Annotated in this window: 14 protein-coding genes; 13 read left to right on the top strand and 1 reads right to left on the bottom strand. The window is 32.0% G+C overall.

What is annotated here, in order from left to right:
* Positions 1-115: 115 nt before the first annotated feature.
* The 5 genes from OREMA_RS0112360 to OREMA_RS0112340 all read left to right on the top strand — a co-directional run bounded on the left by OREMA_RS0112360 (position 116) and on the right by OREMA_RS0112340 (position 4,467).
* Positions 116-1,084 carry a sulfurtransferase gene (locus OREMA_RS0112360; RefSeq protein WP_018249577.1) on the top strand — a complete coding sequence of 323 codons (969 nt, stop codon included), beginning with the start codon at positions 116-118 and terminating at the stop codon, positions 1,082-1,084.
* A gap of 285 nt (positions 1,085-1,369) precedes the next feature.
* Positions 1,370-2,251, top strand: a complete 882-nt coding sequence (locus OREMA_RS0112355; protein ID WP_018249576.1) for a nucleoside hydrolase — start codon at positions 1,370-1,372, stop codon at positions 2,249-2,251.
* 302 nt (positions 2,252-2,553) lie between these two features.
* Positions 2,554-2,781 carry a hypothetical protein gene (locus tag OREMA_RS0112350; RefSeq protein WP_018249575.1) on the top strand — a complete coding sequence of 76 codons (228 nt, stop codon included), beginning with the start codon at positions 2,554-2,556 and terminating at the stop codon, positions 2,779-2,781.
* A 101-nt stretch (positions 2,782-2,882) separates the two neighbouring features.
* Positions 2,883-3,833, top strand: a complete 951-nt coding sequence (locus OREMA_RS0112345) for a PucR family transcriptional regulator (RefSeq protein WP_018249574.1) — start codon at positions 2,883-2,885, stop codon at positions 3,831-3,833.
* A gap of 4 nt (positions 3,834-3,837) precedes the next feature.
* Positions 3,838-4,467 carry a YeeE/YedE thiosulfate transporter family protein gene (locus OREMA_RS0112340; RefSeq protein WP_018249573.1) on the top strand — a complete coding sequence of 210 codons (630 nt, stop codon included), beginning with the start codon at positions 3,838-3,840 and terminating at the stop codon, positions 4,465-4,467.
* 37 nt (positions 4,468-4,504) lie between these two features.
* On the opposite strand, the gene OREMA_RS0112335 is transcribed toward OREMA_RS0112340, so the two are convergent.
* Positions 4,505-5,554, bottom strand: coding sequence for an IS30 family transposase (locus tag OREMA_RS0112335; protein WP_018248379.1), 1,050 nt, complete (start codon positions 5,552-5,554; stop codon positions 4,505-4,507).
* 177 nt (positions 5,555-5,731) lie between these two features.
* Here OREMA_RS0112335 and OREMA_RS0112330 point away from each other — a divergent pair, with 177 nt between their 5' ends.
* The 8 genes from OREMA_RS0112330 to OREMA_RS0112295 all read left to right on the top strand — a co-directional run bounded on the left by OREMA_RS0112330 (position 5,732) and on the right by OREMA_RS0112295 (position 13,861).
* Positions 5,732-5,953 (top strand): sulfurtransferase TusA family protein, encoded by a 222-nt coding sequence (locus OREMA_RS0112330; RefSeq protein ID WP_018249572.1) that lies wholly within the window; start codon positions 5,732-5,734, stop codon positions 5,951-5,953.
* Positions 5,919-6,470: a YeeE/YedE thiosulfate transporter family protein gene (locus OREMA_RS0112325; RefSeq protein ID WP_018249571.1), complete on the top strand. Its 552-nt coding sequence runs from the start codon at positions 5,919-5,921 to the stop codon at positions 6,468-6,470. Before OREMA_RS0112330 ends, OREMA_RS0112325 begins: the two co-directional genes overlap by 35 nt.
* 717 nt (positions 6,471-7,187) lie before the next feature.
* Positions 7,188-8,948 (top strand): FAD-dependent oxidoreductase, encoded by a 1,761-nt coding sequence (locus OREMA_RS0112320; RefSeq protein ID WP_407667770.1) that lies wholly within the window; start codon positions 7,188-7,190, stop codon positions 8,946-8,948.
* A gap of 14 nt (positions 8,949-8,962) precedes the next feature.
* Positions 8,963-9,730: a (Fe-S)-binding protein gene (locus OREMA_RS0112315; protein WP_018249569.1), complete on the top strand. Its 768-nt coding sequence runs from the start codon at positions 8,963-8,965 to the stop codon at positions 9,728-9,730.
* An 81-nt stretch (positions 9,731-9,811) separates the two neighbouring features.
* The gene (locus OREMA_RS0112310; protein ID WP_018249568.1) at positions 9,812-10,531 is read left to right on the top strand and encodes a TVP38/TMEM64 family protein; all 720 of its coding nucleotides are present in this window, start codon (positions 9,812-9,814) and stop codon (positions 10,529-10,531) included.
* A gap of 240 nt (positions 10,532-10,771) precedes the next feature.
* Positions 10,772-12,013 carry an ABC transporter substrate-binding protein gene (locus tag OREMA_RS0112305; protein WP_018249567.1) on the top strand — a complete coding sequence of 414 codons (1,242 nt, stop codon included), beginning with the start codon at positions 10,772-10,774 and terminating at the stop codon, positions 12,011-12,013.
* 112 nt (positions 12,014-12,125) lie between these two features.
* Positions 12,126-12,998, top strand: a complete 873-nt coding sequence (locus OREMA_RS0112300) for an ABC transporter permease (protein ID WP_018249566.1) — start codon at positions 12,126-12,128, stop codon at positions 12,996-12,998.
* Between the two features lie 53 nt (positions 12,999-13,051).
* Positions 13,052-13,861 (top strand): ABC transporter permease, encoded by an 810-nt coding sequence (locus OREMA_RS0112295; protein ID WP_018249565.1) that lies wholly within the window; start codon positions 13,052-13,054, stop codon positions 13,859-13,861.
* Positions 13,862-14,110 lie beyond the last annotated feature (249 nt).

The following is a 14,110-nucleotide window of genomic DNA, read 5'->3' as shown; positions in this document are numbered from 1 at the left end:
AATTAGTTCCTGCTACCAATGACAAACGTAATTAAAATAGATATGATTATAGTATGAAGATTTAAATTATCTTTTGTGAAAAAAAATTCAAAGTTAACATGGGAGGCGAAATTTAATGAAGAAGAGATTTTTGGCAATAATAACTTTAGCAATACTTGTTTCAGGACTAATGTTAGTAGTAGGATGTTCAACAAAAGAGGCTATAACTGATGAAAATTATGTACCGATTAAAGAAAGAGGTTATGCTAATCCAAAAGCATTAATTAGTGCAGAAGAATTAAAGAAAATTAAGGATAAAGATGATCTAGTTATGGTTGATTTTAGACATGTGGCTAAGTATAAGTTAGGACATATTCCAGGAGCAGTTAATGTTTATCGTAGTGATGAAGAAAACCCTAATGCTGAATATGGTGGTATTAGAGCTACTGTAGATCAGATGGAAAAAATGTTACAGACTAAAGGTATTAACAATGGAGATTTAATCGTTATTTATGATGATCGTGGAGATTATGATGCTGCTAGAATGTGGTGGATTTTAAAGACATATGGCTATGATAAGGTTAGATTATTAGATGGAGGAATTGTTCGTTGGAAGGCATTAGATTATGATACTCAGATATCAACACCAGATGTTGAAAAAGGTAACTTTAAATTTAACAGAGCTAAGGTTAATGAAGATAAGTGGTTAGCGACTGTTGATTATGTTCAAAAGGCTATTAATGATAGTGATTTACAAATCTTAGATACTCGTTCTAGAGCTGAGTATACAGGTGAGAAGAATATGGCTTCTAGAGGCGGAAGAATTCCAACTGCTCCATGGATTGAATGGAAAGAGGCTATTAATGGTGGTAAGTCTGAAGGGCCTCGTACTTTCAAGACTGCTGAAGAATTAAAAGCAGTATATGAAGCTAAGGGAATAACTGAAGATAAGACAATTATTCCTTATTGCCAATCAGCTGTTAGATCAGCACATACTACTTTTGTATTAACTCAATTATTAGGATATGAAGATGTTAAGAACTATGATGGTTCTTGGATTGAGTGGAGTGCAAGAAAAGATTTACCGATTGAGAAAGGTGAATAATTACTTATATAATATATAACAATATAATTTATAGTCAGGAAGGGGGATTTCCTCCTTCCTTTAATTTTGTTTAAATATCTTTTAATAAAATAATTACTTAATACTTAATTTTTTGCTATTCTACTTTTAGATTATAAATGATTTATCAGGGCAAAAAGGTAAAATTTTATAAAACTTTAAAAGAACTGTACTATATCGTATAATAATGATATAGTATTAATGAAATTTAATAGATTTATCTATAAAAAAAGTTGCTGTTATACTTATTATAGAGGAGAGATAAATATGGAGAAAGTTTTATTTGATTGTGATAATACAATGGGATTACCAAAAAAGGATGTTGATGATGGATTAACTCTACTTTATTTATTGGGTAGAGAGGATGTTGAGCTATTAGGAGTTAGCAGTACCTTTGGTAATGGAACTCTAGCTCAAGCCAATCAGGTAACAAAGCAGATGATTGAAGAATTAGATATTACAGATTTTAATTTACATTCAGGAGCTGCTAATGCCAATGATATAGATACAGCTGCTGCTGACTTTTTAGTTAAAACAGCTAAAGAGAATCCAGGAGAGATAACTTTATTAGCTACAGGTCCTTTAACTAATTTGAAAGCAGCCTATAAAAAAGATGATCAATTCTTTACATATCTTAAACAGATAGTAGTTATGGGAGGTATTACTGAGCCATTATACTTTGGAGATAAAGAAGTATCTGAATTGAACTTTTCTTGTGATGGGGAGGCTACTGAATTGGTATTAAAAGCTGATGTACCTGTTATGGTAGCTAGTGGAAATTTATGTTTAGAAGCATTTTTTGGAAGTGAAGAATGGAAAACTTTATCTAATAAGCAAAATGATAATTATAAATATATCAGTGATTATATTAAGGATTGGTATGATTATGGAGAAGAGTTAATTAATACTAAAGGTTTTTACATGTGGGATTTAGTATCTGCTGTGTATGTTACTAGCCCTGAATTATTTGAGAATCAATATTATACTTTAAATTCTAAATTAGATGATTTGAAGACAGGAACGTTAATTGTTGATATTTCTGATAAGTCACGAGATATAAGAAATGAAGGGGTAATTAATATTCCTACAGGAATAAAGGATATTAAGAAATTTAAAGATGCTATCTTTGCAGCTTGGCTTAATTTTTAAAAATCTGTATGGATTTATTTTGAAGTTTCTGTAATTAATTCAGGGGAAAATTTGTGATAGTTGAATCTTAAGTGGGCTAATAAGGGATTATGGGGATAAAGAGACATTTTTAGGTGCTAGGTGATAGGTCATAGGGGATAGTAAGGTCTTCCTACCTCCCATTTCCTAACGCCTAACTCCGAAAATGTCACTTCATCTATCTATTATATTACTATAAAAACATTTAGACTTTAATGATGAAATGGAATTGATTGAGTTGAGCTAGGGCTAAAAATATAAATATATAGGGGAGAAGTTAACTGATGAAAGATAATAACAGGTTATTGTCTTTACAAAATAAATACAATGAGATACTTCTTGAGGATGGTGGCTTGAGGACTTTATGTGGTGTTTTAACAGAGGATATCAATAATTTTGTATTTATCTTAGATAAATATCGTGAGAATTTACTTTATATAGATAGGAAATTGCGCCAAGATATGGACTTTTATGATTATTTAGATTATAAGAAATTAGAAAAAAAGAAGTAGTTTATACAGATAATGGTTTCCATGTAGAGAGAGCATATTATTCTTGGAAGAATAAAGAGTATACAGAGATTCAAGCTAGGTTAGGAGGACAAGATGAGTTATTGGGTTATCTTGTTATTTTAGAGGAAAATATTTTAGATGAAGATGATTATTTGGCTCTGACTCAAGGGGTTAATGCTATCTCTTTAAAGTTACATCAAAATTATATTATACAGAGCTTGTCACAACGATGTAGTAATGAATTAATTGAAAATCTACTACAAGGTAGAGTTAAAGATAGACAAAAGTTAATTAAAAGTGGTGAATTAGCAGGTTGGGATTTGACAGTTTCTTATCAACTATTTGTAATTAAAGCTAATTTTAGTCGTGATTTAGATAAAGATACAGGTGGTCATGGATTATATACCTACGAGATGGAAGAGAAGATTATTAATAGCTTACATCGAATTATTAGAACAAATATTTCAAGGAAGTATATTATATTTTCGTACCAAGGAGATATTTTACTATTAATTAATTATGAGGATAACTCTAAAGAGATTAGAGAGGACATAGAAAGCCTTCATCAGCAACTAAGTAATCGTTTTCAAGGGGTATCTTTCTCAATTGGAGGGGGTTCTTTTGTTAGAGATTGTTGTATGATAGCAGATAGCTATCAGCAGGCATTATATAGCTTAGAATTCCTTGCTATAACAAATGAAGTTAATAGGGTATTATTTTATGAAGATTTGGGAGTTTTACGTTTATTATGGCAGGTGGATTGTCGTCATTTAATGAAGTTTACCGATGAATTCTTGAAAGAGCTCATTGCTTATGATTTAAATAATAATAGTAACTGGGTAGATACTTTAGGGGCTTTTTTGCAAGAGGGATGTAGTATTCAATATGCTGCCAATCGACTACATATTCACCCAAATACTATGAGGTATAGAATTGAGAGAATACAAGAAATTTTAGGGCTTGATTTACGTGATTTTGAAACACAATTAAATTTGACTACTGCTTATAAGATTCATAAATTTATTATCTGTAGTTGTGAAGAAGGAGGCTAATATAATGGAAAAGAGGGGAGTTTCCAGAAGAAAAGATCCTAAATGGCAGATCAAATTGGCTATTGTGCTCTTATTTATCTCATCATTAATTTTTTATTACTTATATAATTCATTAGCTTTTAATCTAGCTATTTCTTGGGTCTTTGGTCTATTAGTTGGATTTACTTTGCAACGTGCTAAGATATGTTTTACTGCAACCTTGAGAGATCCAATCTTTTTTGGCTTAACTGAATTAGCAAGAGCAGTTATATTATCATTATTAATAGCGACAATAGGATATAGTATAATTCAATATTATCAAATGGTAAATGGTCTAAGTCTTTCAGGAAGATTTGTAGCCTTAGGTTGGCACATTCCAATTGGAGCTTTAATCTTTGGGGTTGGTGCTGCTATTAGTGGTGGTTGTGCTTCTGGAACTTTAGTTAGATTAGGGGAAGGGTTTCAGTTGCAATGGGTAGCTTTAATCGGATTTCTTTTAGGTTCAGTACATGGAGCTCATGATGCTGATTGGTGGTATAGATTATTTAGTGATTATGAGGTACCTCACTTACCTACTTTGATAGGTTGGGGACCCAGTATTTTGTTGCAAGTATCTATGTTAGTTATTCTATATTTATTACTTAAATTGCAATAATAAATTGAACATTTTCAAACTGTAATAATTTGGTTATTTAGTCATAAAGAATTTGTTTTAATTTATCTTCAAATATTTCATCAGGGGTTAGGTAATCTAAGATTTTTCTTGGTAAAGTATTGCACCAGTTTTGGACTCTAGCAATAGATTCAATAGAGAATTGGTTTAGACTATTACCTTTAGGGATAAAGCGTCTTATAAGACCATTATGACGCTCATTAGTTCCTCTTTCCCATGATGAATATGGATGTGCAAAGTATACTTTAGTATCACTAATTTGCTCTAAAAATGACATTTGAGCAAACTCAGAGCCATTATCACAAGTGAAGCTTTTAAATACTTTTGGAAAACAATCTCCTGCTTCATTAACGAGCTTTAAAATAGCATCTTGAACTGCTTGAGCAGTCTTGGCAGGGATTTTACGAATAATTTCTTTACGAGTCATACGTTCTGTCATAGTAAGTAAAACTGATTCATTTTTAGTCTTTTTGCCTATCATAGTGTCAATTTCCCAGTGACCAAACTCACTACGATTATTAATACTTTCAGGGCGTTGATCTATACTTGTACCAAGCTTCTTTTTATTATTTTTAGTGTGCTTTCTTTTTGAAGAACGCTTAAGCTTCAAAGGTAAATCAATGTTTTTAATTGTCAATAATCCAGCGTTGACGTAGTTATAAAGCGTTTTAGTAGATACCATCTCTGGCTTTGGAAATTTATTATGAAGTTTTGCTGCACCACATATAGCATCAAGAGAATGTCCTTTTTCGTAGAACTGTTCTATAACATAATCAATGAACTCTTCACATTGCAAAAGTTTAAATTTAGGACCACAATTCTTGCGATTAGATTCATAAACTCTTTGACCAGTGTCAGGGTAATAGACCATAATCTTTTTATTAGCTTTAATTTGAGAAACTGTACCACGTTTTAGTTCGTTTCTAATGGTATTAGAAGCTCTACCTAAACGTTTTGCAATAGCATTTGGATTCATTCCTTCGGAATGTAATAATGCAATTTGACCACGTTCATAAGCATTTAGGTGTTTATTTTTTCGGGATTTTGGTGTATCATTTAAGTAAGTCATAGTGTGCACCCTCCTGTAACTGGTTATTTTGTGGTGATTTAATTATATTACAGTTTGGTGCCCTATGGCTATTTTTATTTTGTTCAATTTGATTTTACAATGAAGCTCTATATTTATTAGCCTATTTGTGGGAAAAACATAAATTTGATTCATTTTAATGAAAAAGGAGAGGGAGTTATGAATAGATTAGACTGTATCGGAGAACCATGTCCGTTACCATTAATGAAAGCAGAGAAGAAGATAAAAAAATTAAAGATAGGCGAGAAGCTATATATTGAGGTTGATCATACTTGTGCAATGACTAATGTGCCAGAATGGGCTAGAAAACGTGGTTATAATGTGGAGATAGAAGAGGTGACCTTTGGTGAATGGCAAATCACTGTTACCAAAACAAAGTAAAGATGATAAAGAGAGTTTATTTAAAAAGATATTTAAACAGCCATGGCCCTATTGGGTAGGTGGAGTCTTACTGGCATTATTAAATATAATTTATGTAGCATTAACAGGTGATTATTGGGCGATTACAACTAACTTAGCCCGTTGGGGTTCTTGGGTGTTAAGTAATTTTGGAATAGCAACTAATGAATGGGATGTTTGGACTTATTATGATTATTATGCTAGACCATGGCTAGACAAGCAGACTTGGTCTAATCTTGGTATAGTTTTTGGTGCTTTAATAGCTATATTGTTGGCAAAGCAATTTAAATTTAAGAGGGTTAAGAATAAGAAACAAGTTCTAATTGTACTAATAGGTGGTTGGTTAATGGGGTATGGGGCTAGAGTAGCGGTAGGATGTAATATTGGAGGTTTATATAGTTCAATATCTTCATTAGGGCTAAATGGTTGGTTATATCTCCCTTTTGTCATGTTAGGCGTCTTTTTAGGAAGTAAGGTCCTAATGAAATGGTTTACTTAGAGAGTATTAATTAGTAGAATTAGTCTATAGATATTTAAGTTTAAAAAATTGAGTTGATATAAAGAGATATTAACGAGTGAGGAGTAATAGGTGACAAGTTAAGTTTGTTACTTGTGACTAGTTAGTAAAGTTTTATAATATTTATAGTAGTATATTTAAATTTCTTTTTAAAGCTAAATCACCATTTAAAGATATATTAAAGTTAAACAATATTTCAAAGTACAGCTATTAGCTGTGCTTTTTGATTTGTTAGTAGAATATTGATTACAGAAAATTTTTAATTAAGATAGTTACAAGAATATTTTAGGTATTACTAAGAAATATAGATAATCTAATTTATTATCTGCTACTAGTTATTCTTTGTTGCTATAATGTAGCTTTACTATAAAAAGTATTATCAATTTAATATGGGAATATAAAATAAGATGAAATTGGTGTTTTGCTACAAAGAAATATTAATATCTTAATCGATAGTAGCTTTTTTTAATTAAAATGACTTGTCTTTTGTAGATTGAGTACAAAAAAAGAGTATATAATTAGCTTGTGGCTCTAAAGACAAATGTTAGTTTAGTGGATATAATAATATTGACAATAGGAATAAAGTCTGTTTTTAAGGGAGTGCTTGTGAAAAATATATCTTATATGAATTGGAAGGAGGAGTTTCCCTTGTTATCAGAAAAAGTATTAAAGCCATTAAATGAAATAGTAGATGATTGTATGGGTGATGCCGATCCGGCTTGTGTAGCCAGTTGCCCAATGCATACTAATGTCAAGAAATATGTCAATCTAATAGGGGAAGGAAAGGGTAAAGAAGCAGTTGAGGTTATTAGAGAGAAGTTGTTCTTACCTAAGACTTTAGGAAGAATTTGTGCTCACCCTTGTGAAGAAAATTGCAAGAGAAATGAGGTGAATAGTCCTTTGGCAGTAGCAAGTTTAAAGAGGTATGCTGCTGATAACTTTGATGATCCTAATAATTGGGATTTGGATGTTGCTGAAGATAATGATAAGAAGATTGCAGTTATTGGAGCAGGACCTGCAGGAGCTCAAGCTGCTTTAGATTTAAGAAGAGAAGGATATTCTGTTACAGTATATGATCGTCTAGAGGTCTATGGAGGAATGATGAGAGTTGGTATCCCAGAGTATAGACTTCCAAGAGATATTATAGATAGTGAATATTCTCTACTTGAAAAGATTGGCGTAGAGTTTAAGATGGGAGTAGAGATTGGAAAAGATATTGACTTTAATCAGTTAAGAGAAGACTATGATGCAGTAATTGTAGCAGTAGGTAAGCATCAAGGTAGAATTGATAGAAGTCTTGAAAATCATGATGCCGATGGAATTTACCATGCTGCTGAATATTTAAAAGAAATTTCATTAACTCAAGCCTTTGATGGGGTAGGAAAGAAGGTAGCAGTTATCGGTGGTGGAGATGTTGCCATGGATTGTGCTAGATCATCACTTAGATTAGCTGGAGTTGAAGAGGTTCATGCTGTATGTTTAGAGTCTACATATGATGAGATGGCATCTTCAATGCATGAAATTAATGGTGCTCTTAATGAAGGAGTAAACTTTAATTTAGCTTATGGAACTCATAAAATTAATATAGATAAAGATGGAAGAGTATCAGGTTTAGAGCTTAAAGAATGTACAACTATGTTTGATAAGGATGGTAACTTTGCACCTGAATTTAATGAGAATAATAAAAAGGCTTTAGATGTAGATACAGTTATATTTGCTATTGGGCAAGGTGTAGATTCAAGCTTTGATAACGAAGATGTATTGACTAAAAGAAGAAATGGAACCTTTGAATGTGATCCATTAACTATGCAATCAGCTAGTGCTGAGAATGTATTTGTAGCAGGAGATGCAAGTGGAACAGCTTTTATAGTAGTTGGAGCTATGGCTGAAGGTAGAAGAGCTGCTAAATCAGCAGATAGATATTTAAATGCTAAAGATTTAAAGGAAGGCAGAGTTGCTCAAGAAGAAGGCTCATATACTACTAAGTTAGATATACCTCTAGATTGGGATAACTTGCCTAAGCCAGAAAGAGTACATGGTCAAGAATTAGATCCTAAAGAAAGGATTAAATCCTTTGATGAGGTTGAGTTTGCTTTAAGTCAAGAATTAGCAGAAAAAGAGGCTGAAAGATGTTTACAATGTGAATGTAGATTGTGTATGGGAGAATGTGTAATGTTAAATGACTTCTGTCATTCACCAAAAGATTTATTTGCTGAGGTAATGAAAACTGGAGATATAGATCCTTTAATTCCTTATTCTTGTAATATGTGTAGCCAATGTACAATTGTATGTCCTAATGATTTTAAAATTAAGGATAAGTTTATGAAGATGAGAAAAGAGATGGTTAAGAATAATAATGGTAAATCTCCAATTAAGGGACATGGAGCTATAGAGATGCATCAATTCTTAGGATTCTCAAAACTATTTAATACAGCTAAGCCTGCTAAGGATAAAAAATAAGGGGAGGTTTTAATATGTCAAAAACTAAACGAGTATTTATACCAGGTTGTAGTTTACCATCTTATAACCCTGATGCTGTAAAGAAGACTTTAGAGTTTTTACAAGAGAAGTTACCTGGAACAGGGGCAATTTTAAAATGTTGTGGTAAACCTACAAAGGCTTTGGGTCAAGTTGATAAATTTAAGGAGAGATATGCTGGATTTCAAGCTGAGATAGATAAATTAGGGGCAGAAGAGATTATTGTAGCTTGCCAATCCTGTTATTTAACTATGTCTGCAAATAGTCCACAGAAGGTAACTTCTTTATGGTCACTATTACCAGAGATTGGATTGCCAGAAGAATCAGTAGGTATCGGTAAAGATAGTGATATTACTTTTGCTATTCATGACTCTTGTTCAACAAGAGATCGAAAGGATATCCATGATGGAATTCGCTGGATTATTAAGGAGCTAGGTTATAATTCAGAAGAACCACCACATACTAGAGAGACTACAATGTGTTGTGGATTTGGTGGGATGGTAGTTCCAGCTAATCCAGAGCTTGCTCAAAGAGTAATGAATAAGAGAACATCAGAAGTAGAATCAGATTATATGGTCACTTATTGTGCAGCTTGTCGTGAATCTATGGTTAAAGGTGGCAAGAAGGCTGTTCACATCTTAGATTTAATCTTTGGTGGTCCATGGAACTCTAAATCTGAATTCCCAGATAACCCTTCTAGTCCTTTAACTGGGTGGGTAAATAGATATAAGTCTAAGAGAAATATTAAGAAGGTATTAAAATAATAGTAAGGAGTGAGCAGTAAGATATTAATCTTTTTACTATTCACTACTCACTACTTATTGAAATTAAAAGGAGGCTTTATAATGAGTGAGCAAGTTCAAGTTCAAGAAAAAAAGGGTAGTAAAGTTAAGGTGATAGCTTTTGTATTGGTAGTGGCTGCTGTTATCTTTTTAGTTAATAAATTAGGATATATGCAATACTTTAAAGATCCAAAGTTATTAAAAGAGGCTATTAATGGTTTAGGAGCATGGGGACCTATAGTATTTGGGTTATTATGGGTAATAGCTGCTGTGTTCTTCTTACCTGGTTCTGCTTTAGGATTAGTAGGAGGTTTGATCTTTGGACCATGGTTAGGTACTTTATACACAGCTTTAGGTTCAACTGTTGGTGCAGTTTGTGCTTTCTTAGCTGGTAAATATGTGGCTCGTGATATGGTAAAAGGAATGATGGAGAAGAATCCTAAATTAAATAAGATTGATGAAGGGGTACAAGCTGAAGGGTGGCGTTTTGTAATGTTAACCCGTTTAGTTCCAATCTTCCCATATAATGTTCAAAACTATGTTTATGGATTAACAAGTATCAGCTTAGTTTCTTATGCCATAGCTACTTTTGTATTTATGTTACCAGGTTGTTTAGCCTTCTCCTTTGCTGGTGGAGCTATCAGTTCTGGAGGAAGTCCGATGGAGATTATTATGTATTTAGGAATTGCGGGTATAGTATTATTTGCTATCTCTTTAATTCCTAAGTGGTTAAAGAAGAAAAATGGAGATCTATTAGAAGAGGAAGAAGTTAAAAAAGCATAAAGTATAAAGTATAAAGGATTTATAGAAGATAAGCCTATTTATAAATAGGCTTATCTTAATGTTTAAATTGATGTTAAAAAATTAGAGTAGATATTTCTTGTTATCGATTAATTGAAGATTTTATAGAAATAAAGGATCAATAATCAAATTTGTGGATGAAATATCTGAATTAATTTAGCTTTAAGAAAGAATATGTTTGCTTAGTAATTATTGAATTTATATAATAAAGGAGAGATTAAGGTGTTTAAAAAGAAGGTAGTATCCTTAGCATTAGTTATTACTATTTTATTATTATCAATTCTTGGCTGTACTTCTCCCCAAGCTCAAAAGCAAGAAGAGAATGTTTTAGAGCAAGAATGGAAAGAAGTTATAGCATCAGCTAAAGGAACAGAGGTTAATTTCTATATGTGGGGTGGAAGTAGAACTATTAACCAATGGGTTAAAGGTTATGTGGCAAAGAATTTGAAGGAGAAGTATGATCTTACTTTAAATATGGTACCAATGGATGCTACAGATTTTGTTAATAAGTTATTAGGAGAAAAGCAGATTGGAAAGAAAGAAGGAACGATTGATTTATTATGGATTAATGGTGAGAACTTTAAGACGGCAATGGATAATGAATTATTATTCGGTCCTTTTGCTGACAGCTTACCTAATTATAATAGATATATGGATACCGATTCTAAGCAGATAACTACTGACTTTGGTTTTCCAACTAAGGGTTATGAAGCACCATATAGTAAAGCACAATTTATCTTTATTTATGATCAGAATAAGATAGAAGAAGCTCCCTATAGTTTTGAAGAATTAATAGCTTGGATTAAATCACATCCAGGTAAATTTACTTATCCTGCTTTGCCAGACTTTACAGGAAGTGCTTTTGTACGCCATGTAATCTATGAAGTCACTGGTGGTTACGAGCAGTATTATAATTTAGAAGATGAAGCAGAAATTAGAAAGAAAATTAGACCTGCTCTTGAATTCTTAGCAGACTTAGAACCATATTTATGGAGAGAAGGAGAGACTTATCCAAGTACTATTGCTCAATTAGATAATATGTTTGCTGATGGTGAAGTGCTAATGAGTATGGGCTATGATCCAAGTAAAGCAACTAGTGAGATTGTTAAAGGGACTTATCCAGATTCAGCTAGAACCTTTGTACTAGAGAGTGGGACTATCTCTAATACTAATTTTCTAGCAATTCCGTTTAACTCACCTAATAAAGCAGGAGCATTAGTAGTGGCTAACTTCTTAGAGAGTTTTGAAGCTCAGCTGTCTAAATATAGTCCAGAAAATTGGGGAGCTTTACCAGTATTCAGTTATGATAAGCTAAATGTTCAAGAGAAAGAAGAATTGGCTGACTTAGATTTAGGTGTAGCTACTTTATCACAAGAGGTTTTAGACAAGCATAGTGTACCAGAGTTACCAGCCGATTTAGTACCGATTATTGAAGATGAATGGAATAAGATTGTAGGAAAGTAAAGAGCAATTGAGAATTGAAGATGTAGAATTAAAAGTTTTAAGAACTTAATTCTCAATTCTCAATTCTCAAATATCAATTTTCAATTTTTACTTTTGATTGGAGGAATAGATCTTGAAATTAATGAAATATTCAATCATAAAACCATATATCTTATTAACTCCAGCACTGATTATATTATTTGGACTATTCTTAGGAGGGGTGATTTTAGCCTTAGCCCAGAGCTTTGGCTATTTTCCTCTTCTAGGGTTAAATACTTTTACTTTAAAGTATTATATTGAGATATTTACAAGTACGGAGTTTTTAGATGCTTTAAGATATAGTTTTTATATCTCCTTTGTATCATCATTTCTGGCTGTAGTAATTGGTGTCTTTTTGGCTTATCAATTAGTCAGATTACCAAAGGAGTATAAGTTAGTACGTTTGATTTATAAACTACCGATTATTGTTCCTCATATTATAGCTTCATTATTAGTGTTTCTATTTTTTACTCAAAGTGGATTAATAGCTAGGATTTTATATCATTTTGGTATTATTAAAGGCTTAGAAAGTTTTCCTCAATTAGTCTTTGACAGATGGGGAATAGGAATAATTTTAGTCTATTTATGGAAAGAGATTCCTTTTGTTGTCTTGGTTGTTTATACTGTTTTAAATAATATTAATAATTCTTTTGAGCAGGTAGCTGCTAATTTGGGCGCAAGCCAGCAACAGATATTTTGGAATATATACTTACCTTTATCTTTGCCTAGTATAGGTTCATCCTTTATTATTGTCTTTGCTTTCTCTTTTGGTGCCTTTGAGATTCCTTTCTTATTAGGTTCAACCTATCCTAAGACATTGCCAGTGTTGGCATATCAAAGCTATGTTAGCTCAGATTTATTACAACGCCCTTATGCTATGGTAATTGCAATTACCTTGACTGTTATTTGTTTGGGACTTATATATATTTATAAAAAATTATTAGATTTAGTGTTGAGGTATAAATAGCTAATGGCTGATGGCTAGTAGCTATTAGCTAATCTTAGAAAGAGGGATTTATTATGATAACAACTACAAAAGTAATTCGGACTACTCTTATATATATATTATTACTATCTTTAATTTTACCCTTAATAGTGTTAGTAATTTGGTCTTTTACTAATGATTGGCCTTGGCCTAAACTATTTCCCCAATCCTTTACTTTAGAAGGGTGGAAGTATTTTATTAATCCAGTTAATGGGGCTTGGGATGCTTTACAGAGTAGTTTTTTGATTGGAATTGGAGTGACCTTATTAGCTTTGCTAGTGAGTATTCCTGCTGCTAAGGCTTTAGGATTGTATGATTTTCCAGGGAAGAGTTTGATTAATATTTTGGTCTTAGCACCTATTATTATTCCCCCATTAGCAGTGACTATGGGAATTCATATTAATTTTATGAAGTATGGTTTGACTGATAATGTCATTGGGGTAATGATTGTACATTTAATTCCCTGTATCCCTTACTCTATTAGAATTCTAACTAATGTATTTGAGGCAATGGGTGATAAATTAGAGTTACAGGCCAAAGTATTAGGAGCTAATAGTTGGCAGACCTTTATCTATGTAACTTTACCATTAATCTATCCTGGTATCTTTTCGGCAGGGATTATGGTCTTTATTATCTCCTTTAGCCAATATTTATTAACTTTTTTAATTGGTGGAGGACAAGTAGTTACCTTTCCGATGCTACTCTTTCCACTAGTCAAGAGTGGAGATAGAATGTTAGCAGCAGTGTATAGTTGGGTCTTTATTATCGCAGCTTTGATCTTTACTCTGATTATGGAAAGACTATTCAAACAGGATCAGAATAAGAATCAAACTTTTTATATGTAGAGGTTAATACAATTAATAATTAATAATGTAGAATTTATAATTATAGATAAACAACCTTAAAGTGAAATTAATTCAAATGAATTATTAGCTACTGATGTACACAGATTAAAAGCAATTAATAATTATATTTTGCTTAATCTTTTATTACTTTTCATCTCTATCTATCCGTGTTAATCCGTGGCAAAAATAATCTTTTAAATTTTGTTTTAAAGTTGGACATCTATAAGTTCTTAAATATTTTAATTATCA

The sequence above is a fragment of the Orenia marismortui DSM 5156 genome, from assembly GCF_000379025.1.
GTDB lineage: Bacteria > Bacillota > Halanaerobiia > Halobacteroidales > Halobacteroidaceae > Orenia > Orenia marismortui.
This window is presented reverse-complemented; position numbering and strand designations above follow the sequence as displayed.